A 19,850-nucleotide genomic window follows, 5' to 3' on the forward strand; every position below is an offset into this window, starting at 1 on the left:
TTTTGGAGTCAAGTCCCTAGGGGGATTTGACTCCTTTTTCATTTGTTCTTTACCTTACCGCAAATTATTTTACACTTAGGGGATGTAGCTGAAAGAGTATATACTCGTGACATTTTTAATCGAGATTAGAATGTTTTATCTACCAATTTATAAATTAATCTATTATTCTTATCAATTCAATAAAATATTTTTTAGATTTCGCTTTCACTTTATCGCAAGTAGTAGTAACATAAATATGTGCGCAAGCATAAAATAAAAAGTTTTTTTGTGAGGTTATTTATGTATACAGATGCTTTCGAAGCTGCTAGTAACGCAGCTATAAAGAAGGTAAACTTGCTAAAGAATAACCCTATCGGATACTTCCTACTATCAGTATTAGCAGGAATGTATATCGGTTTTGGAATTCTTTTAGCATTTACCGTTGGTGGACAAATTGGAGTAAATCCATTTGCTGGTCTTATAAAAGGACTAATTTTTGGTGTTGCTCTTAGTTTGGTTATTATTCCAGGTGCAGAGCTATTCACTGGTAATAACTTTGTCATGGGTGCTGGTTTGTTTGGTAAAAAAATCAGTCTTGGCCAAGCAGCTTATCTTTGGTTAATTTGTTGGATTGGTAATCTAGTAGGGGCTGCCCTTTTAGCTTGGATGTTTACAGCATCGGGTTTAGATGTTCCCGCAATTGCTGCTGGTTTTACCAAGGCTTCAGTGGCCAAGATGTCCGCTCCAGCTTTGCAATTAGTCCTAAGAGCAATTTTGTGTAATATTCTTGTTTGTTTGGCTGTTTGGTCTGGATTCCAAACCAGAAACGATGCTGCTAAGTTAATTATGGTATGGTGGTGTCTATTAGCCTTCTTCGCAACTGGATTCGAACACTCAGTAGCCAACATGACGACCTTAATTGTCGCCATCCTAAATCCTGTTGCAACAGCTGGTTCAGTTTCAATTGCAGGTCTAGCATACAATTTGTTATGGGTAACTCTAGGCAATATGATCGGTGGCATTTGCTTTGTCGCCTTACCATATTTCTTAGGAAGTAAGTCTACCAACAATTAATAATTTTTAACATAAATAACGTCAGTAAATCGGTAATAAGCAAAAAGCCAATCATAATCATGTTCTCAAATCATGACTATGATTGGCTTTTTTTATTATTCAGCGGCCTTGATCTTTTTAAAGTTATCAATTGCTCTCGATTGATCTTTGTTTGGCGTAATGATTGCTACCAAATCAAGATCTTTATATTTTGCAAGATCCTCTTCAGTAGCTGGCTCAATGCTTTCTAATATTGCAGGAATCTTTACTTTATTTTGATCAGCTCTCATACTAGTAGCGCATAAAATTGCGACGGCACCTTCCAATTTTTCCTTTGTTGCTTGATCAATAATAGAATGATAAGCCTTAGGGAAAATAAAGTACTTAGCAGTCGTAACTATTTTCTTTTTGTCAATTGGTCTAATGTAGTAATATTTTACTAAATATTTTTCAGTTTCCATTCTTATACCCTCAAAATTTCTAATAATATTCATTCACTTACTTATAATTATAAACAACTTTGCTATAACCACAAAGAAAAATTAACTTGGATTAAAAAGTCACTTTATAAAAACAAAATAAGCTCGGAAAACCTTTCCAAGCTTATTTTTAATAAGTTAAACCTTATTCACGATGCATACCGAGACTATTTTTCAGCCTCTTCAGCTTTCTTTTTGCGGGCAATCTTACGAGGGTCAGTCTTGCCTGTAATAGCTTCCATACCCTCAGTAGTAATAACCCATTGCTTACCAAACTTGCGAATGCTTCCCTTTGGGAACTTCTGTGGAGCTTGGTTAATTCTCTTACGTACATAACCTTCTGAAAGGCCCCAAATTTCGGCTGCTTGTCTTGCATCCATGATGTTTACGTTATCTAAATTAATTCTAACCATATGAATCCCGTCTTTCTCAAAAATCAAGCTGTCATATCGTGTTTATAATAGTATATATTGAAAATAGATGTTTTTGCAAGCCCGTTATATCAACTTTTTGATAATATTTTAAAGTCGATGACAATATATCACTAAATTTGTAAAAATATAGCTTTTTTTAAATTTTTTAAACAAAATAGCCTATGGCTATATATCATGCTATAGTGCCTAATTTATTAATGATAAATTCACGTTATTTATAATCATTCATTATCGCTTATAGTTAGGCTACGACTGTCTTTTTTGACATCCCAAAACCCTGCAAAATATTGTTTCATCATCGGGATTTTTTCAGATATCAATTTAAATTTCTTTGAATTTTTCTGAGCTTGAATTTCTTCTTTGGTATAATTCGATTTTCCGACAAAATAATTCCAATTCATGCGAAACATAAATTCATTTACTTGTTTCCAATCTGCTTTTGCAAATAAATTTTTGAAATCATGAGTATGATCGCCTTTAGCAAAAAGTTTTTTCAAGTATTCATTGTAATTAGAAATATGCAACTGGGCTTTTTCTTCAGAATTCAAATTATCGGTCATTTCAAAACGATGATACTGGTAAGAAACTTTATTTGGAGTAAAGGTCGTTTCACCATAGTTTTCTTCTGCTACACAAAAGCTACCAGTGGCTATATCTACTGCTGGACATTCTTCTGTAGGTCCAATGATATTTTGCGCATGGATATGGCCCGAGAAAACCAGCTTAACATCATATTTACGCAATAATTTTTGCAGATCTTCTGCATTATCCAAGACAAAATCCTGATAGATCATCTTATGGTGTGGATAAAGATTATGATGCATAAAAATTACTACTTTTTGTTTATGCTTCTTGGCATCTTCAAGTTCACCATCAAGCCATTCCAAGGTAGATTTTGTTAAACGTCCATTTGTTGCTGGAGCAGTGGTCGAATAGCCATCTGTGTAAACATTTGTATCTAGCATCAAAAAACGATAATCATTGTTTAGATTTACGCTGTAACTTAAAGAATTTTTATCTAAATGATCGGCATAGCGATATGAGTCCTTAAAAATCTTTACCCACTCTTGAGGACTAATTTCTTGGGCACGATATTGCTTGTCAGCTAAAAAAGTTCTTGACCAGCCATCGTTAATATCATGATTTCCAGGAACAACTAAAAAAGCTATTCCTGCTTTTTTTAAAGGTTTGAATATCTCGGCAAGACGCTTAGCAGATTCTAGTTCACCATTAAAAGTTAAATCTCCAGTGATAATAACTGCATTTGGCTTGTCTTTCAAAGCCTTGCGTACAAAAGCAGTCAACGCAAGCTCTTGGTGGTTTAAATCTTTTCCTGCACTTGTTGTTTCCATCCGCTTAAATGCAGCCCCTTCATCATGCATACTTGCCGGAATTAAATGAGTATCTGAAATTACCCAGATCTTTGCTTCTTGATTTTGAGTGATAGTCTTTTCCATATTCCCTCTTTGGTCCGTTATAACTTTTTGCAACACAAAAATAAATAAAAAAACTAGGAAGATACTGCTTAAACATATCAAGCGGATCTTTCTAGTTAAATCTAGTTCTCGACTTTTAAAAAAATTATTCATAATAACACGCTGATTGTTTATCTCTACCTAGTTCTATTATCGCATTTTATCGAGATAAAACATACTAATTTTCATTGAATAGCTTCTTAACGTTATCGATGTCACATTGTCTAATCAAGTTTGGGCTATCTGGATCCATTTCAGCGTACATTACTGAGTTAGAAATACTATTGTGAGTTAAGCTAATAGCATGACCCAATTCATGTTCAACAGTAGCCTTTCTCGCTGTGCTACTAATCTTCTTCATGAAGTAGTCATTCAATTTAACAGTTGCAGATACGATTACACCGTTGCGTTTACTCAAAACAGTTTCACCAACCCAGTCAGTTTTACCGTAATTATCGTTAACAACAATAATCTTAGCTGATGAACCATTAACAATATTAAAACTATATAAAATTAACTCTCGACCTCGAATAGAAAATATGCTGCTCGATCATACCGGTCTCTCGTTTCTGAGAGCTCAAAAGGACGACCATCCGTCAAGAATGCCACTTGATGGACTGCTAAAATTGCATCCCCTACTTGGCAATCCAAATATTCAACATCGTAAGCATCAACTTTATCTGCCATAATAATTCGATTAGCTTTACCAACTTCAAGTTTCAATTCATTCTTTATATAAGAATAAATCGACTGATTAAGAACCTCATCGGTTATCCCTGGTATAACTTTAACTGGCATCATGGTGTATTCTAGCTTCATTGCTTTTCCATCTACCAATCGCTGTCTTATAATGTCGTAAACTAAATCTCCCTTTTTTAACTTTAGTTTCTTCAATTCTTCTCCTTCAGCTTCTCTAATTGTGAAAGAGATTACATGGCTAGTAACTTTGCCTTTATTTTTCATCGAATTGGAAAATCCATCGTGTAATCCAGCCGATTCAGTATTCATTGTCGGCATTCTACGGTTCTTTTCTTTAATATAAATGCCACTGCCAGGTATCACATTAATTAGATCTTTCATTGATAGAATTTTTAAAACTCTTGAAATAACTACTCTACTCGTATAAAATTGACGGGCTAATTCTGCTTCTGTTGGTAATTTTCCCTCAAATTGTCCATTGATAATTTGCTTACTCAATTGTTCAGCAATTTCATGATATTTAGTCATATTTCGATCCATTCTGTAAATAAATTTCTTTACCGATTTTTTAAGCAACTTCATTTTAGCATATAAAAATCCTATAATTTAGGTAAAGATAGCGATTTCAATTCTTAGGAGGAATCTATTATTATGACTGAATTTTATTGGGGTAATTCCGTATCAAGTATGCAAACTGAAGGGGGCTGGAACGAAGGCGGTAAAAGTTTATCGGTCTACGATGTCCGTGAAGCTACTGATAAATTAAGCGACTGGCATGTAGCCAACGATAATTACCATGAGTTCGATCAGGATCTTGATTTAATGCAAGATCTTGGAATGACAATGTATCGTTTCTCAGTTTCTTGGTCGAGAGTTATTAAAGATGGCGATGGTGAAGTGAACGAAGAAGGTCTAGCTTTTTATGATCGCTTAGTTGATGGTTGTTTGAAACGTGGCATTCAACCAATGATTTGTCTCTACCACTTTGACATGCCATTGCACTTAGCAGAAAAAGAACACGGCTTTTTAAGCAAAAAGACCTGTGAAGCCTTTATTCGCTACGGTAAAGTTTTAGTCGATCACTTTGCTGACAGAGTTAAATATTGGATCACTTTTAACGAGCAAAACTTATACTCCCAATCGATGGCTTTTACTATTGCTGGTGCAGAAGATGCTGAACATAGCTTAAGCAATCTCTATCAGATTGTTCACAATGTCATGTACTGCCACGCTGCTTTTGCTAACTATTTACATGAACACAGCGATGCTAAAATTGGCGGTATGCTTGCATATAGCGAAGTTTACCCTGCTACTTGCAATCCAAGCGATATTTTTATGAGTCGACAATACGAGGAATTTAGTAACGATAATTTACTCGACGTTTTTGTACACGGCATCTACTCTCCAGCCTTTTTACATTTTATTAAGAGAAATCGACTTCAAGTAGTAATGACAGATGAAGAAATGGCGCAATTAAAGGCATGCCGGAGCGATTTCTTAGCCTTTTCCTACTATCAATCAGCTGCCCTAGATTCCACCAAGGTTCCAGTTGGTACCCCGCCAAACTTCTATCTTGAAAAAGGTGCGGTCCATAATCCTTATCTTCGTGAAAACGCATGGCACTGGAACATTGATCCAATTGGTTTCCGCGATGTTTTAAATAAAGTTTACTTGCGTTATGGTTTGCCTGTCTTCCCAATTGAAAACGGAATTGGTTTACGTGAGGAGTGGGATGGTAAGCATGAGATTCAAGACGACGAAAGAATTCGTTATATGAGAGCTCATATTGAAGCTATGGAAGCTGCGATCCACGAAGATGGTGTAGAAGTACTTGGTTACTTAGGTTGGGGCTTGATTGACATTCTTTCATCATCGGGTGATATGTCTAAACGCTACGGTGTTGTTTACGTAAATCGCACCAACCACGACTTAAAAGATATGAAACGCGTACCTAAGAAGAGTTATCACTGGTTGAAACAAGTAATTAAGTCAAATGGTACAAGTCTATAGTTATGCAAAATAACCTATCAAGATGATGGGTTATTTTTTATGAAAAAGTTTACATTCTTATCAAGATAATAATTGACAAAGACTAGCCTTTTCCTACAAAATAAACTTGAAACGTTTTCAGAAAAGTGTGGAATACTATGACTTTATCATTTAGTAATTTTATTAGCAGTTTAAGCAATCCTGCCATGCTGTTAACTGTTATCCTGACTTTAGGAGTAATTTTTGTAAATGGTTGGACAGATGCCCCGAATGCAATTGCGACTACGGTTACAACCCGTGCAATGCATACGCGTTCAGCAATCATTATGTCGGCAATTTTCAACTTCTTAGGCGTCTTAGTGATGACAAGGATAAATAGTTCTGTCGCCGAAACTATCTCTAATATGGTTGATTTTGGTGGCGATGCTCACGCCTCAATGATTGCTTTGAGTGCCGCCCTATTTTCAATCGTTGTTTATAGCGTTGGAGCTTCAATATTTGGTATCCCTACAAGCGAATCACATTCTTTAATTGCAGGTTTAACTGGTGCAGCCATTGCTATTCAAGGTGGTACCAAAGGTATCAATTGGGATGAATGGGTTAAAGTCCTATATGGTTTGGTACTGAGTTTGGTTCTTGGCTTTATCTTAGGTTGGCTAGTTTGTAAATTAGTGATTCTCATTTGCCATGATATGGATCGCCGTAAAACTAATGTCTTCTTTAGTAAAGCGCAGATCTTCGGTGCAGCTGCCATGAGTTTTATGCATGGTGCTCAAGATGGCCAGAAGTTTATTGGTGTACTTTTACTGGGTATGGCTTTTGTTAATGGCCAAGCTAGCGCTGGCAATATGATCATCCCTACTTGGTTAATGATGTTATGTTCAATCACGATGGGTGTTGGAACTAGCGTTGGTGGTGAAAAAATCATCAAGTCTGTAGGGATGGACATGGTTAAGCTTGAAAAATATCAAGCCTTCTCGTCAGATGTTTCTGGTGCCATTAGTATTTTACTTTCCACTTTATACGGGATTCCAATCTCTACAACTCATGCTAAGACTAGTGCAATTATGGGTGTTGGTGCCGTTAAGCGTCTTTCAGCCATTAATTTAGATGTGGTTAAAGATATGGTAATCACTTGGATTTTTACCTTCCCAGGTTGTGGGATTATTGCCTACTTAATGGCTAAATTGTTCTTGATGTTATTCTAGAGAGGTTTATTATGAGTAGAAAATCAGACGCATATTATTTCGATACTTTTGTTAAATGTAGTGAATATGCAATTAAGGGAGTTGAACTATTAGATCGCACCTTGGATCACTATCATCCAAGTCGCTTACATGATTTAAGCAATGAAATGCATGGCTTAGAGCATGAAGCCGATAGTTTAAAGCACCAAATGACTGAGGAATTGGCTAAAGCCTTCGTGACTCCAATTGAACGTGAAGATATCGTTGAACTAGCACATAACATCGATAATATGGTTGATAATATCGAAGATGTCATGATGCGTTTATACTGCGATGATGTTACAGAAATTCGTGAAGAAGTTTATCCAGTGGTCAAGCTTCTAATCAAGAATTACCAGGAAACCTTAGAATTGGTAAAAATTTTTGCCAACTTCAGAAAAAAGAGCAAAGAATTACGAGAACATATTATCAATATCAACTCAATGGAAGGTGAAGCTGATGTGATGTTTATTCATAACATGCGTAAGCTCCACAAAGAAGTCAAAGATCCATTGGAAATCATTGTTTGGCGTGACATTTATACTTATTTAGAAAAATGTCACGATGACTGTGAAAATGTGGCTGCCAATATCGAAATGATTGTTTTGAAAAATTCATAAGACGCAAAAACCTCAAGCTATCAACTGATAACGATAGCTTGAGGTTTTTTGTTGCCAAATAGAAAAAGACACTTACCAAATTTCGAGATTTGATAAATGTCTTAAAAGAATTATTTTATAGATTAGTGCTTCTTTTTACTCATGATCATACCGACTGCCAATGCAGTTGCACCTGCAAGTAAGGCGACTCCGGCAAGAATAGCAGCATTATTAGCTTTTTCACCAGTTTGTGGCAAACGTGCCTTAGAGTTGTTTACCTTAGTTACTGAACTGTTGTTATTTACAGTCTCGTGACTATTGTGGCTAGTAGTTGTTTGCTTATTAGTCTTCTTATGATGAGTCTTGAGAACTAACTTTTCAGTAGTTGTCTCAGTAGTAGTGTTATCTTCAGGTACTTCTGGAGTCGGAGTTTCATTAGATGTTTTTTAGGTTAATTTGGAGTTGGTGTAGGCTCTGGAGTCTTATGGTAAACATAAGTCACTTCAGTTGTACCTTTAACCACAACACCATCCTTGTTAGAAGGAATCTTGTTCTTATCTAATTCGTAACCAGGGATGTCCTTTGGAGTAGTTGTGTAATCTTCACCAGTTGGTACATCTTTCTTGTTTACAACATCATCTGAAATCTTATTACTATCTTCATCAACGGAGTGAACAATAACTGTTCCCTTTTCTTGATTCTTTTCATAGACATAGATGACGTGCTTTTTGCCTTCAGCTACTTTACCATTTGCTGGATCTGAAGTCTTGTCCATGCCTACGAAGTGGTAACCATCGAAATTCTTTTCTTCGGTTGTGTAGTTTTCACCTACTGGAGCATTTTCCTTAACTGATTCAACTGAAGTACCAGGAATCATTTCACCAGTTTCCTTGTCGATGTATTTCACATCTACTGAACCAGTCTTTGGAGCTTCAGGATTTTTAGCATATACATAATAGTTAAAAAATATTAAATAGGTTAATTCTATCAATCGTATATTTAAAACATCTTTTTTATTCAAAAAGTTATATTTAACTTGTACACTTGAATAATACAAATAAAAAACACCATAACGATTCTCAAATTATCGTTATGGTAAAAATTTTGGTTCAGTATAAAAAGCTGTGTATTTGATCAATAAATTGTTTTTCTTTTGCTTGCTTCCATTAGTCGCAGAAAGAAATATTCATCGTCTGGATACCCATATCCTTGTCTTCTTTCCGTTTTGATTTTGTTGTTCAGTCCTTCTAGCCGTCCCGTCGAAATATGATGCTTGGCAAACGTATAGATACCTGTCAGATGCCTTCCAAGCAAACGGGCAAACCAAATAAACCGCTTATTCTCGGTTTCTCTACAGATTTCGATGATGTCCTGAATTTGTGCACACATCTGTACTTGATCTTGACTGCGATATGCTTGATCTAGATGCTCTTTGATTATATCTGCTGTTAAGAACAGTTTTTTTCCGCTAGCAGCTTTTCGTATTTGTTTTCATTTCCTCCTTAACCCTTGAGCTCTGGGCGATTAAAAATCTTTCCAGCTTTAGCTACCAGTTTGCCTTCATATGTATATTTCTCCTCTAGAATCTCTTTGTGAATCGCCTTAACCACCATTTTATCCAAGCCGGTAATAAATGCAGTGCTTTTGAGCGTAAGGCCCCAGACCAGCAGGTCTTTAACATAGTTTCTCAATTGTTTGGTAATGCGATGTCGCTCATCCTTGAAAGGGATCTTTATGGTATAAGTATTGAAGACGCAGCCAGAATTAAGGCAGCGCAAGCGCGGTCTGACAATCTGAAGCTGGGTATAGCTATTGCCGATAGGCAGATGATTCAAAGCGATCACAGGTGATCCGCTTTTAACCAAAGGCTGCTGGCAGCTAGGACAGAGTCGCTGTTCTTGAGCCATAGCTCCTTGCAATATTTGAAGATTGACTTCACGAACTCTAGGGTGGGACTTAGTGCCATAATTGACCGACTTGACTGTTTGAATAGGAAGTGCAGCTTTGAGGAATCCTGTTAAGCCAGAATTGAAAAATAGAACTCCGCTATTTTCTCTATTTTGATGAATAAAAGCTTGAGCGGAATAATTTGATTCGATATAATTCATGTATCAGGACTTCTTTCTAATGTGGTTTGGTAAGTAACATTATAAAAGAAGTCCTCTTTTTTTGCCTTGATATACACAACTTTTTACACTGAACCAAAATTGCAAGTAATTTATTTTAAAATTATTTTATTTTTTTCGTCAATTTGTTCTAGTAATGGCATATATTCAGCCAAAATATATCCAATAATATTACTCCCGGGGTCAGATGGTAAGTCAATTTTTGCAAGATAAACCTCACCACTGTATCTTTTAGCTAATTCATTTTGTAAAATTATTGCCCCTCTTGAAATTTTTACTTGATGTCTAGGCTCGATCTTTTTTCTTGGAGCTAATAATCTAACTATTCTCTCCGGTTGGTCTTTTCTAACTGCTAAAGTTAAATTCTGATATTCGCTAAATTCTGGTAAAAAATTAGTCTTTAATGTAATAATTCCTTCTCTTTGGTAGCGAACGATCTCTTCCAGACTCGAAATTCGAGCTCGTGTATCACTGATAAACACATCAGTAACTCCAGCTTCATGCATTACTTCAACCGCAGCTACAAAACTATTCATCCCCCGATGACGCTCAACTGTTGGCAAGCCTTCATACATTGGGAAACGATACTCCCAATCACCAGGAACAAAAGCTTGAGTTCTTACACCCATTTTTACAAAAGCTCGATTACGTTTAATAAAGCTCGCCCAACTTAGCCCAGTATTCACATGAGGATAGTAGTTATACGAAAGAATCAGCTTTTTCCGGTCAACTCCAGAATGCAACAATTTTTCAAGGTATTCAGGGCTAACAATGCTAGCATTCAAAAAGACTGTGAATTGTTTCTGCAGTTGTTTAATCAGATTCAGATCATCAATACCATAATCTAATCTAACTGCGCTAAAGCCAAAATCTTTTAACGCTTGAAAGTCGTTATTAGCTAAACCCAGCTTTTCAAAAGTAACCGGTGATACGTCTGATACTACTTTTAGCTTTAGTTCATGACATTTAGTAAAAAATTCTTTAATTACTGGACGTAATTTATCGTAATCTTCTTCAGGCATTTGCATTGAAGTAAAGACATACTCTGCACCTGCTACTCGCGCCTGCTCTATATATGACGGGTCATATTGACTCATATAAACGGAAATTCCTAGCATATTGACACCTCAAATTTATAAAATGTTATCGTTTTCACATCCTAGCATGAGCATAACATTATTACATTTGAATATCAAACTTACCAAAAATTAAAAAAATATTTCTTAATTCACGAGAAGCTGACATCAACACCTAAATTTTTTAATGGAAAAAGGTATCATCAATAATTTCGAAACCCTTATCTTTCAAGGCATTGTCAACAAATGAACGATCTTCCCCAGTAGTACGATTCAACTGTACTCTAGCTGCATCCTTCTTGTCGTATTCTTGAGCTCTAGGTAATAATTCAGTAGCATCTTCTAGAGGAATTACCACTACGCCATCTTCATCACCGACAATAATATCGCCAGGATTTAAGCTTCTTTGACCTACAGTAACTGGTACGTTTACTTCACCAGGGCCTTCAGTATATGGACCTTCTGGAGTAGTTCCTGTAGCGTAGATTGGCAAATCAAAATTCTTCAAGCTATCGATATCTCTAATTGGGCCATCGACCACAATGCCGCCAATCTTTGCTTGATATTTTGCATAGGTAAGCATAACTTCACCAACTAAGGCTCTAGCATGATAGTCGCCATCAGTACTTACAACTACAATATCGCCTTCCTTGGCAACATTTAACGCTGCTTGAATAGCAAGATTATCACCACTCCGAGCTTTAACGGTTAAGGCTGATCCACACATAATTTTCTTAGGTGAACTCATTAACCGAATTCTCGCATTCATCCCTGCATTTCTACTCATACAATCATCAATAGTTGCAGAAGGAAGTTTACTAAAACCGGCAATTAACTCTGGATCTGGTAAATTTCTTCTTAAATAAATTCTTTTTCCTGTTGGCATTCATATCCCCTTTTCTATCGATACCATCACAATTTGAATTTATTCTACTACCAGTTTTTAAAAATGTAAATTAATTGACTCATTTTTTAAATTTTTAAACGTTTTCAGAGAAAATTTGCTTTGCCCATCTTGCAAACAATTCTGGCCATGATTGAACTTCTGGAATTACCTTTTCTGGTTTATCATAGCTACTTTCCAAATTAGCTAATCCCAAACCATGTCTACCGTATGGAAAAATATGCAATTCAAACGGAATCTTATGGTCGCCAAGAGCCTGAGCAAACAAAAGACTATTTTATGATTGTGGCGACCATACTCATTTTTCGGTTGCTGGTGGTCATGCTGCTATGAAAAATGTAGGCAAATGTATGATTATGTTTTATTTTCATACATTGCGGTCTATTTGTGCCTTGCATTTCTCTTACCAACGTCAACGTCAGTATTCCGATATTCCAATTTAGGAGTAATCGCATTGACTGACTCTTTTGGCTTCTTTTCGGACGTAGCCTCGCCCGCATTTTATCTTACAAGGCTTGATTCAACTCTGGATGATTTACTAGCAGCGTTAGGTTGGCCATGGCATTTTCGTCGCGGTCAACCTTTTTATTGTAATTGGGACAGCTAGGATTATAACAGACAAACTCGTTATGCTTGGTCCCATGCTTTTTATTGCCCTGCAGAGTGATCCGTTCATCGCCTTTTTTCACTAAGCCGCATACTGCGCATCTTTGCGTTGATGGATATAGCTTATTAGCTACTATTAATTCTTTATCGTACCACTGACACTTATAAGTCAAAAGCTGTCTAAATTGGCCAAACATGCTTCGATGCATGCCTTTTGAAGCTATATGGCTCATAAGCATGCCTTTAACTGCCAAATCTTCAATCGCTATTTGATCGTAATCGTTCACCAGCTTAGTAGTAAACTTATGCATTAAATCCGTTTGAATGTTTTCGGCACGCTGATAGGATGTCTGAAGCTTGATTCTCGCCTTCAAGTATTTCTTGCTTTGCGTACCTTTAATTCTACCGTTGACTGTTCGCTTCTTTGCTAGTTGCTTTTGATAATGTTTTATTTTGTTGTATGTTTTAGTCAAAGCCTTAGGAATAATTAAAAGCTGCCCATCTTGATAATTGAAATGGCCTACGTTTATATCTACTCCCGTCGCTTTGCCTGTTTTCTTTTTGTCTTCGAGCCGATCTTTGGGGATCTTATATGGAATTGCCACAAAGTAGCGAGTGTTCTCTCGATAAATGCTCATTATTCCTGTAGGATAGTCAAAAGGTTTTTCTGACAATTTTATTGGTTGCCAGTTTGCTTTCAATCCTTGAGGCTTTTCCAAAACCAGCTTGCCATTAACAATTCTAGCTTGATCGCTCTTGAAGCCTTGTCTAGGTGAGCGCTTAGATTTAAATTTAGGCTTGCCCCAATCTTTTTGAGCCTTATTGAAGAAATTTTGCCAGGCCTTGCCTAGATCCTGGACAGCTAGCTGCAACAGATGGGCTGAGTACCCAAATTGCCAGTCTTCTTTTTCCGCCACTAATTTATTTCTGATTTCTTGCCAATTAGGTGCAGGATAGCTGGCAAGCATTTTCTCTTGTTCGGCAGTAAATTTGCGTTGACTCTTGGGCTTTCGCAGTTCAGCTTTAATCTTTTTGTCAAGCATCACCTGCCTAATATCGTATTCGTCATTCCATAAAGCCAAGGCTTCATTCCAGCAGAATCTCCGATAATCGCAATTGCGATCGAGAACGGCCTTCATTTGTTTGTTGGGAAACAACTCATAGGATCTGGTTTTTATATAGTATTCGGGCATTTTATCCACCTCCTTTTATAGATGCCTGGCTTATTCTCTTAAATTAGGATCGTTCTTCATTTTGTTTTTATATCTTCTCAGTCCATAAAGACGGCTTGAGAAAACATGAATCACACTGATTAAGTCTTGTACCAGCTCCTTATCTGGAGAAGTATCCTCATTGTTTAAGACGATTATCTTACAATCGTGCCAAGAACAAAACTTTTGAAAGAAATCAAACCCAAAACGGATAAAGCGATCTTCATAGGTAACGTAGATCTCTTTAATCTGATTTGCATCGATCTCTTTAATCAACTTAAGCCATTTAGGACGTTTGTAGTTTAAACCCGATCCAATATCTGAAATATATTCATCGGCGATAATGCCTCTAGCATTCAAGAATTGCCTTAAAAAAACAACTTGATCTTTTAAATCGTCTTTTTGCCCATTTGAAGATACCCGCGCATAAGCCACGATTTTACGTTTATCAATGGGCTCGTTATGATCAAGACCTAAATACTGATCAAGCTCTGATTGATAGTAAAATCGTCTGTTGTTAGCTGTTCGATGCGCCTTTAATTTCCCAGCTCGGTCCCAGCTTTGAAGAGTGAACGGTGCTTTGCCAAGATAGGCAGCGGCTTCTTTTAAGTACATAATTCTAGACATAAAAATCTCACCACCTTGTAGTGAGATTATAGCACACCTTATAACACATAATAAACATAATTAAACATATATTTTTAAACTTGTTATAACTCTCGCACAAGAACTCGCAGTACATTTAGCATCAACTTTTAAATAATTGCTAACTAAAAAAACCGCTAATTCCAAATTGACGGTTCTTTTTGATGTTACTTTTGATAAAAATGATAGCGACAATTACGTTCAAATTTTTCACCTGCAAGCAGAGTGATCGCTTGCAAGTTGTGATCGCCAACTGGTGGATATTGTGCTTCCAGAGTGACGGCATCATATTGGCCAAAATCACGACAGATTCCCGAATGATCAAAATGATTACCAGTATAAATAACTACAGCTGGCGCATCAGTTGTAAACTCTAAGCCAAAGTGGTGTGACTCTAGCTTTGCCGCAATTTTTTCACCATTAAGAATAAACGGATGATCGAAACCATTACGTAGCTTCAGCTGTTCATCCTCTTCAGCTAAGGCATCACCAATGATCCGACTTTTACGAAAATCAAATGGAGTTCCTGCAACTGGATGCATCCCATCAGTTGGAATACCAGCGCCATCAACTGGAAGATAATAGTCAGCTGCAACTTTCATCATCAAGTCGGCACCTCGCTTACCTAAAGTAAAGTAGGTATGATTGGCAGGATTGAAAATCGTCATTTGATCGCTTAAAGCCTCGATTTTATAATCCAGATTATTTTGACTATCCAAGCGATAAGTTACTTTAACCTTCAAATTACCAGGAAAACCATTATGACCAGCATAATCAACAATGGTAAAAACTGCTCTCGCGCTTGTTTCATCTGCTTGAAGTTGAAAATTCCAAACATCAGTATCGATTCCTAAACCACCATGTACATGATTTTCACCTTCATTAAGAGGCAAATGAGTGACCTCATTGCCATGTTTCCACTCACCTTTGGCGATTCGACCACAAATTCGGCCAATTGTGCCACCTAAATAATTACGTTCTTGATGGTAGTCCTCTGACTTGGGAAGGGTGAGAACCATATTTACGCCGGCAAGGGTTAAACTTTCTAAAGTAGCACCGTAATTTAACAATTTAACTTCCATGCCAACATCATTGGTCAAAGTTATTTCACATAAATCTTGACCTTTTAGTCGACCATATTTTCTAAAACTTGTCTTCACTACTATTTTACCTGTTCTAATAAGTGTTCAATAAATCTGTTCCACCCAGCTTGGCCATCAGCATCATCTTTAAAGACGCCCGCACATTGGAGTACTTTTTCAAAGACTTCCACCACGGCTTGATCAACAATCTGATCTACATTATCTTTGGTAATCTTGTTTTGGTTTTCTGCTTGTAATTGCTTTGCCCAAGCTTCATGGCTGCTAGCCATTTCATTTGGCTCTTGTAGCAAATATTTTTTGACTTCCTGCAACTCTGTTTTAAGTCTTCCAGGTAATATTGCCCGACCCATGACTTCAATCAAACCAATATTTTCCTTCTTGATGTGCCAAAGTTCTTTATGTGGATGGAAAATTCCTAGCGGATATTGCTCGCTAACATTGTTATCGCGTAAGACTAAATCAAGAACATATTTTTCACCATTGCGGTGCATGATCGGCGTCACCGTATGATGGTTTTCACCTTTTTGATCAGTTGCTACAATCATTCTTGCAGGATCAGAATATTCTTTCCAAAAGTTGATAATTAAGCTAGCTAAGGTCACCAATTGCTCAGTATTCTTGGATTCAAGACGCAAATCGCTCATTGGCCAATCTACTATGCCGGCAGTTACTTCCAGGAAAGTTGGAAAGGCTACTTCTTGCCTAATTTTGGCTTTCATCATTGGAAAGATATGACGACCACCTTGATAATGCTCGTGAGCTAGCATTGATCCGCCGACAATTGGCAAATCTGCGTTGGAACCAACGAAATAATGGGGCAACATGCGTTCAATTTCGATTAAGTTGATCAAGGTTTGTTGGTTGATCTTCATAGGAACATGTTCTTGATCTAAGAAAATACAATGTTCGTCAAAATAAGCATACGGTGAATATTGCATCCCCCATGCTTTACCACCAATCATCATCCTAATAATACGCAAATTTGCTCTAGCATTTTTACCATAATCACCTTTATAGCCTTCATTTTCAAGACAGAGTGCGCATTTAGGATAATTATTGCTTTGCATTTTAGCCGCACGAGCAATTGCTTTAGGATCCTTTTCCGGTTTAGATAAGTTAATAGTAATTTCAAGTTCATGACCTTTGCTACTAGTACCGGTATAAACGATATTTTTGGCAATCGCTGCTTTTTTTACATAATTATTGTCCGTGCACAATTGATAAAACCAATTAGTTGCTTCAACTGGAGCCTGTTCCATTTTTTGCCAAAAAATTCTATTTACTTCACTAGGAATCGGCGTTGCCAAATCATACAAAAGATCATTTAAAATTTCTTTGGCGGTCGCATCATTATTAATTTTTTGACGTTTAACCGCCATGGCAACTAATTGCGTTACTGGATTTTCAGAAGTTAATTCTTCATCCTCATCACCCACTAAGGCCTTGATCTTATTAATTACATATACTCGATCAAGCGGTGAAAAGCTACCATGTTCAATTACTTCATCAGCAAAAGTCTCAATTACTTTCATTCTTATCTAGATCCTTCTTGTTCCATCAACTATTTCCGCATCATAAAAACTTGCATCATATCCAATTTTTTCGCGGTAAATTTTAGCCAATTTTTCTTTAAATTTAGCTGCGTCAGCCTTTTTCACAATTGCAATCGCAGAGCCACCAAAGCCACCACCAATCATACGAGCACCAAGCGCACCGTTAGCCCAAGCACTTTCAGCCAGGGTGTCTAATTCTTCACCAGTAACTTCATAATCGTAGTGCAAGCTAACATGAGAAGCGTTTAACAAGCGTCCAAGCTGAGCAAGATTGCCAGCCTTCATAGCTTCTGTTGCACGAATCGTCCGTCCATTTTCAAGTACCGCATGACGAGCACGCTTTAATTCAACTGGATCATTAATTAAATAGCTATATTCATCAAAAGTGTTTTCGTCTAATTCACCCAAGGCAGCAATATCCAATTTGCTCTGAAGCTTCTTCAAGGCATTTTGACATTCACGCACACGATCGTTGTATGCAGAAGCTGCAAGCGTATGTTCCTTATTAGTCGACATAATTACAATTTCATAGTCGTCCAATTTCAGTGGCAAGTATTCATATTCCATCGTATTGCAATCAAGGAAGATAGCCGCATCTTTTTTACCCATAATGCAAGCAAATTGATCCATGATTCCTGAATTCAAACCAATAAATTCATTTTCGGTTCTTTGTCCCATCTTGGCAATTGCTACTGGATCAATCTTCAAATTGAATTCATCATTCAAAATTGTGCCTATTAACATTTCCAACGCTGCTGATGAAGAAAGTCCTGATCCTGAAGGTAGAGTTGCGTTAATGTATAAGTTAAAACCATGATTGATCTTTTTACCCGCTTCAGTTTGACGAAGATAAGCAATCATTCCTTTAAAATAATTTGCCCAGAAGCGATCACCACTTTCAACGCTCTCATCATCAAGCGCAAATTCCACAATTTCGCCTGCAATGTTCCCGGAATATAGAGCAACCGTTTGATCTGCCCGTGCACCATAGACACCGTAAACACCTAGGCTTATTGCAGCTGGAAAAACATGACCGCCATTGTAGTCGGTATGTTCACCGATTACATTGATTCTCCCTGGTGAAAAATATACTTCCTCGCCAGTAGAATTAAAAACTGATTGATAAGCTGACATTAATTCTTCTTTATTCATTTTTGCAACCTCATCTATAAAGTAATCGTTTTCAGGTTAATTATATTACTTTGTCAGCTTTTAGTAAATATATTTACTAAATAAATAAAAGCTTTATTTACATAAAGCTTTTTCGTTTGATCAATTTGGTATTTACTGTCAAATGAATCAGCGGTCGCCTACTATTCTTGATTTCTGCCAACAAAACATCGAGCGCCAAATCGCTTAAAGCTGCTTGATCAATATTGTAGGTAGATAGCTGCGGATAAACGTAGCGGGCAATTTCACTATTATTAATACTTATGATCGCCGTTTGCTCAGGAATCTTGATCCCCGCTTCATTGAATGCTTGTAACACGCCAACGCTTAACGTATCAGAAGCAACAATAAAGGCATCTGGCAGCTGCCCTTTATCTGCTAAAGCCCGTTTAGCTAATTGATAGCCGTTAGCGACACTCACAATTCCTTGCGAATAGATTTTTGCCTCGGTTACATGTCTAAATTTAGTGTATTCTTCAAAAGTTATCTCTCGTTCATCGCGTTGGGCTACATGATCCAGATTGAAACTTTCAGCTCCAATAAAGCCTAATCGTTGATGGCCAGCTTCAATTAATTTATCTACTGCATCTTGCACCGTCAGCACTAGATTAGGTTTAACCGAATTGAATAATTGTGGAGCGGGATCAATGTCGAGAAAAACGCCATGAGGAAGTGCTTGCTTGAGCTTTAATAAATCAGCATAAGTCAATTCTGCAGTACCAACTCCAATAAAGCCTTGATACATACCTGCTTCAGATATTAGTTCATGAATGTCAGTAAAAGTACTAATCGCAACTTGCCGATTTTCACATACCTTTTTCAATTCTTTTTTTAGGAGGGCAAAATATTCATCCTCTAAATGCTCACCACCATTAACCCGGTAAAGCAAGGCGATGTTAGGTTGCGGTTCTAATTTATTATCTCGGCTCCAGTAGCCCAATTCGGTAGCTATCTGTAAAATCTTATTTCTCGTTGCTAAAGAAACCGAAAGTTTAGGATCATTATTCAATAAACGTGAGACAGTAGCTTGTGAGAAGCCAGATTTTTCCGCGATTTCTTTTATTGTTGTCATACTATTCAACCTTTTCATTTTTCTTACTAAAAATATTATACTTAATTTTCACTGATTTATTAAATAATTTGTCCTTTTTAGTAAATTATTTTACTAATTAAGTAAATAAGTGTTATACTTAATTCGATTACTAGTAAACTTATACGAGGTAATGTAAATGAAAATTTTAGTTATTGGTGGAGCTGGTTACATTGGCTCCCATGCTGTTAAAAAACTAGTTAGCGACGGCAATGAAGTCGTAGTGCTTGATTCGCTCTACACTGGTCACCGCAAAGCGGTTGCTAGCGAAGGCAAGTTTTATCAAGGAGACTTGAACGATACTTTCTTGGTATCCAAGATCTTGCGTGATGAACGAATCGAGGCTGTAATGCACTTTGCTGCCTACTCTTTGGTGCCGGAATCGGTGAAGAAGCCATTGAAGTACTACGAAAACAACGTTTCGGGGATGATC

20 protein-coding genes and 2 pseudogenes are annotated in these 19,850 nt (G+C 36.9%); 5 read left to right on the forward strand and 17 right to left on the reverse strand.

Going from position 1 to position 19,850, the window contains the following annotated elements; all coding sequences use genetic code 11:
* Positions 1 to 279 precede the first annotated feature (279 nt).
* Complete coding sequence (locus tag BN52_RS04765) at positions 280 to 1,053, forward strand: formate/nitrite transporter family protein (protein ID WP_008473161.1); 774 nt, start codon at positions 280 to 282, stop codon at positions 1,051 to 1,053.
* Between the two features lie 95 nt (positions 1,054 to 1,148).
* Here BN52_RS04765 and BN52_RS04770 read toward each other — a convergent pair whose 3' ends face one another.
* The 5 genes from BN52_RS04770 to BN52_RS04790 all read right to left on the reverse strand — a co-directional run bounded on the left by BN52_RS04770 (position 1,149) and on the right by BN52_RS04790 (position 4,647).
* Positions 1,149 to 1,493, reverse strand: coding sequence for a hypothetical protein (locus BN52_RS04770; protein ID WP_008473162.1), 345 nt, complete (start codon positions 1,491 to 1,493; stop codon positions 1,149 to 1,151).
* A gap of 185 nt (positions 1,494 to 1,678) precedes the next feature.
* The gene (locus tag BN52_RS04775; RefSeq protein ID WP_008473163.1) at positions 1,679 to 1,924 is read right to left on the reverse strand and encodes a helix-turn-helix domain-containing protein; all 246 of its coding nucleotides are present in this window, start codon (positions 1,922 to 1,924) and stop codon (positions 1,679 to 1,681) included.
* 242 nt (positions 1,925 to 2,166) lie between these two features.
* Positions 2,167 to 3,402: a metallophosphoesterase family protein gene (locus BN52_RS04780; RefSeq protein WP_008473164.1), complete on the reverse strand. Its 1,236-nt coding sequence runs from the start codon at positions 3,400 to 3,402 to the stop codon at positions 2,167 to 2,169.
* Between the two features lie 196 nt (positions 3,403 to 3,598).
* Positions 3,599 to 3,838: a matrixin family metalloprotease gene (locus BN52_RS04785; RefSeq protein ID WP_008473165.1), complete on the reverse strand. Its 240-nt coding sequence runs from the start codon at positions 3,836 to 3,838 to the stop codon at positions 3,599 to 3,601.
* Between the two features lie 95 nt (positions 3,839 to 3,933).
* On the reverse strand, positions 3,934 to 4,647 hold the full coding sequence (locus BN52_RS04790; RefSeq protein ID WP_008473166.1) for a GntR family transcriptional regulator: 714 nt from the start codon (positions 4,645 to 4,647) through the stop codon (positions 3,934 to 3,936).
* A gap of 123 nt (positions 4,648 to 4,770) precedes the next feature.
* On the opposite strand from BN52_RS04790, the gene BN52_RS04795 reads away from it, so the two are divergent.
* The 3 genes from BN52_RS04795 (at position 4,771) to BN52_RS04805 (ending at position 7,954) form a co-directional block, all read left to right on the forward strand.
* Positions 4,771 to 6,129 (forward strand): glycoside hydrolase family 1 protein, encoded by a 1,359-nt coding sequence (locus tag BN52_RS04795; RefSeq protein WP_008473168.1) that lies wholly within the window; start codon positions 4,771 to 4,773, stop codon positions 6,127 to 6,129.
* Positions 6,130 to 6,266: 137 nt separating this feature from the next.
* The gene (locus BN52_RS04800) at positions 6,267 to 7,316 is read left to right on the forward strand and encodes an inorganic phosphate transporter (RefSeq protein WP_008473169.1); all 1,050 of its coding nucleotides are present in this window, start codon (positions 6,267 to 6,269) and stop codon (positions 7,314 to 7,316) included.
* 11 nt (positions 7,317 to 7,327) lie between these two features.
* Positions 7,328 to 7,954: a DUF47 domain-containing protein gene (locus BN52_RS04805; RefSeq protein WP_008473170.1), complete on the forward strand. Its 627-nt coding sequence runs from the start codon at positions 7,328 to 7,330 to the stop codon at positions 7,952 to 7,954.
* 122 nt (positions 7,955 to 8,076) lie between these two features.
* On the opposite strand, the pseudogene BN52_RS09815 reads toward BN52_RS04805, so the two are convergent.
* From BN52_RS09815 to BN52_RS04865, 12 genes and pseudogenes are all read right to left on the reverse strand, one after another.
* Positions 8,077 to 8,202: pseudogene (locus tag BN52_RS09815) on the reverse strand (LPXTG cell wall anchor domain-containing protein); the annotation flags it as partial.
* 182 nt (positions 8,203 to 8,384) lie between these two features.
* Positions 8,385 to 8,924: a MucBP domain-containing protein gene (locus tag BN52_RS04810; RefSeq protein ID WP_156640978.1), complete on the reverse strand. Its 540-nt coding sequence runs from the start codon at positions 8,922 to 8,924 to the stop codon at positions 8,385 to 8,387.
* Between the two features lie 143 nt (positions 8,925 to 9,067).
* Positions 9,068 to 9,819: pseudogene (locus BN52_RS09820) on the reverse strand (transposase); the annotation flags it as partial.
* A 332-nt stretch (positions 9,820 to 10,151) separates the two neighbouring features.
* Complete coding sequence (locus BN52_RS04825) at positions 10,152 to 11,177, reverse strand: MupG family TIM beta-alpha barrel fold protein (protein WP_008473175.1); 1,026 nt, start codon at positions 11,175 to 11,177, stop codon at positions 10,152 to 10,154.
* A gap of 142 nt (positions 11,178 to 11,319) precedes the next feature.
* Entirely contained in the window at positions 11,320 to 12,021 is a 702-nt protein-coding gene (locus BN52_RS04830; RefSeq protein WP_008473176.1) for an RraA family protein, read from the reverse strand.
* Between the two features lie 94 nt (positions 12,022 to 12,115).
* On the reverse strand, positions 12,116 to 12,307 hold the full coding sequence (locus BN52_RS04835) for an alpha/beta hydrolase family protein (protein WP_008473177.1): 192 nt from the start codon (positions 12,305 to 12,307) through the stop codon (positions 12,116 to 12,118).
* 238 nt (positions 12,308 to 12,545) lie between these two features.
* Positions 12,546 to 13,838 carry an RNA-guided endonuclease InsQ/TnpB family protein gene (locus BN52_RS04840; protein ID WP_008473178.1) on the reverse strand — a complete coding sequence of 431 codons (1,293 nt, stop codon included), beginning with the start codon at positions 13,836 to 13,838 and terminating at the stop codon, positions 12,546 to 12,548.
* A 30-nt stretch (positions 13,839 to 13,868) separates the two neighbouring features.
* Positions 13,869 to 14,483, reverse strand: a complete 615-nt coding sequence (locus tag BN52_RS04845) for an IS607 family transposase (RefSeq protein ID WP_008473179.1) — start codon at positions 14,481 to 14,483, stop codon at positions 13,869 to 13,871.
* 185 nt (positions 14,484 to 14,668) lie between these two features.
* Positions 14,669 to 15,661: an aldose epimerase family protein gene (locus tag BN52_RS04850; RefSeq protein ID WP_008473180.1), complete on the reverse strand. Its 993-nt coding sequence runs from the start codon at positions 15,659 to 15,661 to the stop codon at positions 14,669 to 14,671.
* A 2-nt stretch (positions 15,662 to 15,663) separates the two neighbouring features.
* Positions 15,664 to 17,136: a UDP-glucose--hexose-1-phosphate uridylyltransferase gene (locus tag BN52_RS04855; protein WP_008473181.1), complete on the reverse strand. Its 1,473-nt coding sequence runs from the start codon at positions 17,134 to 17,136 to the stop codon at positions 15,664 to 15,666.
* A 6-nt stretch (positions 17,137 to 17,142) separates the two neighbouring features.
* Positions 17,143 to 18,309, reverse strand: coding sequence for a galactokinase (locus BN52_RS04860; RefSeq protein WP_008473182.1), 1,167 nt, complete (start codon positions 18,307 to 18,309; stop codon positions 17,143 to 17,145).
* 97 nt (positions 18,310 to 18,406) lie between these two features.
* The gene (locus tag BN52_RS04865) at positions 18,407 to 19,399 is read right to left on the reverse strand and encodes a LacI family DNA-binding transcriptional regulator (protein ID WP_008473183.1); all 993 of its coding nucleotides are present in this window, start codon (positions 19,397 to 19,399) and stop codon (positions 18,407 to 18,409) included.
* A gap of 157 nt (positions 19,400 to 19,556) precedes the next feature.
* Here BN52_RS04865 and BN52_RS04870 point away from each other — a divergent pair.
* The coding region (locus BN52_RS04870; protein ID WP_040473405.1) for an NAD-dependent epimerase/dehydratase family protein at positions 19,557 to 19,850 on the forward strand (294 nt) is incomplete at its 3' end.

Source organism: Lactobacillus gigeriorum DSM 23908 = CRBIP 24.85, from assembly GCF_000296855.1.
Lineage (GTDB): Bacteria > Bacillota > Bacilli > Lactobacillales > Lactobacillaceae > Lactobacillus > Lactobacillus gigeriorum.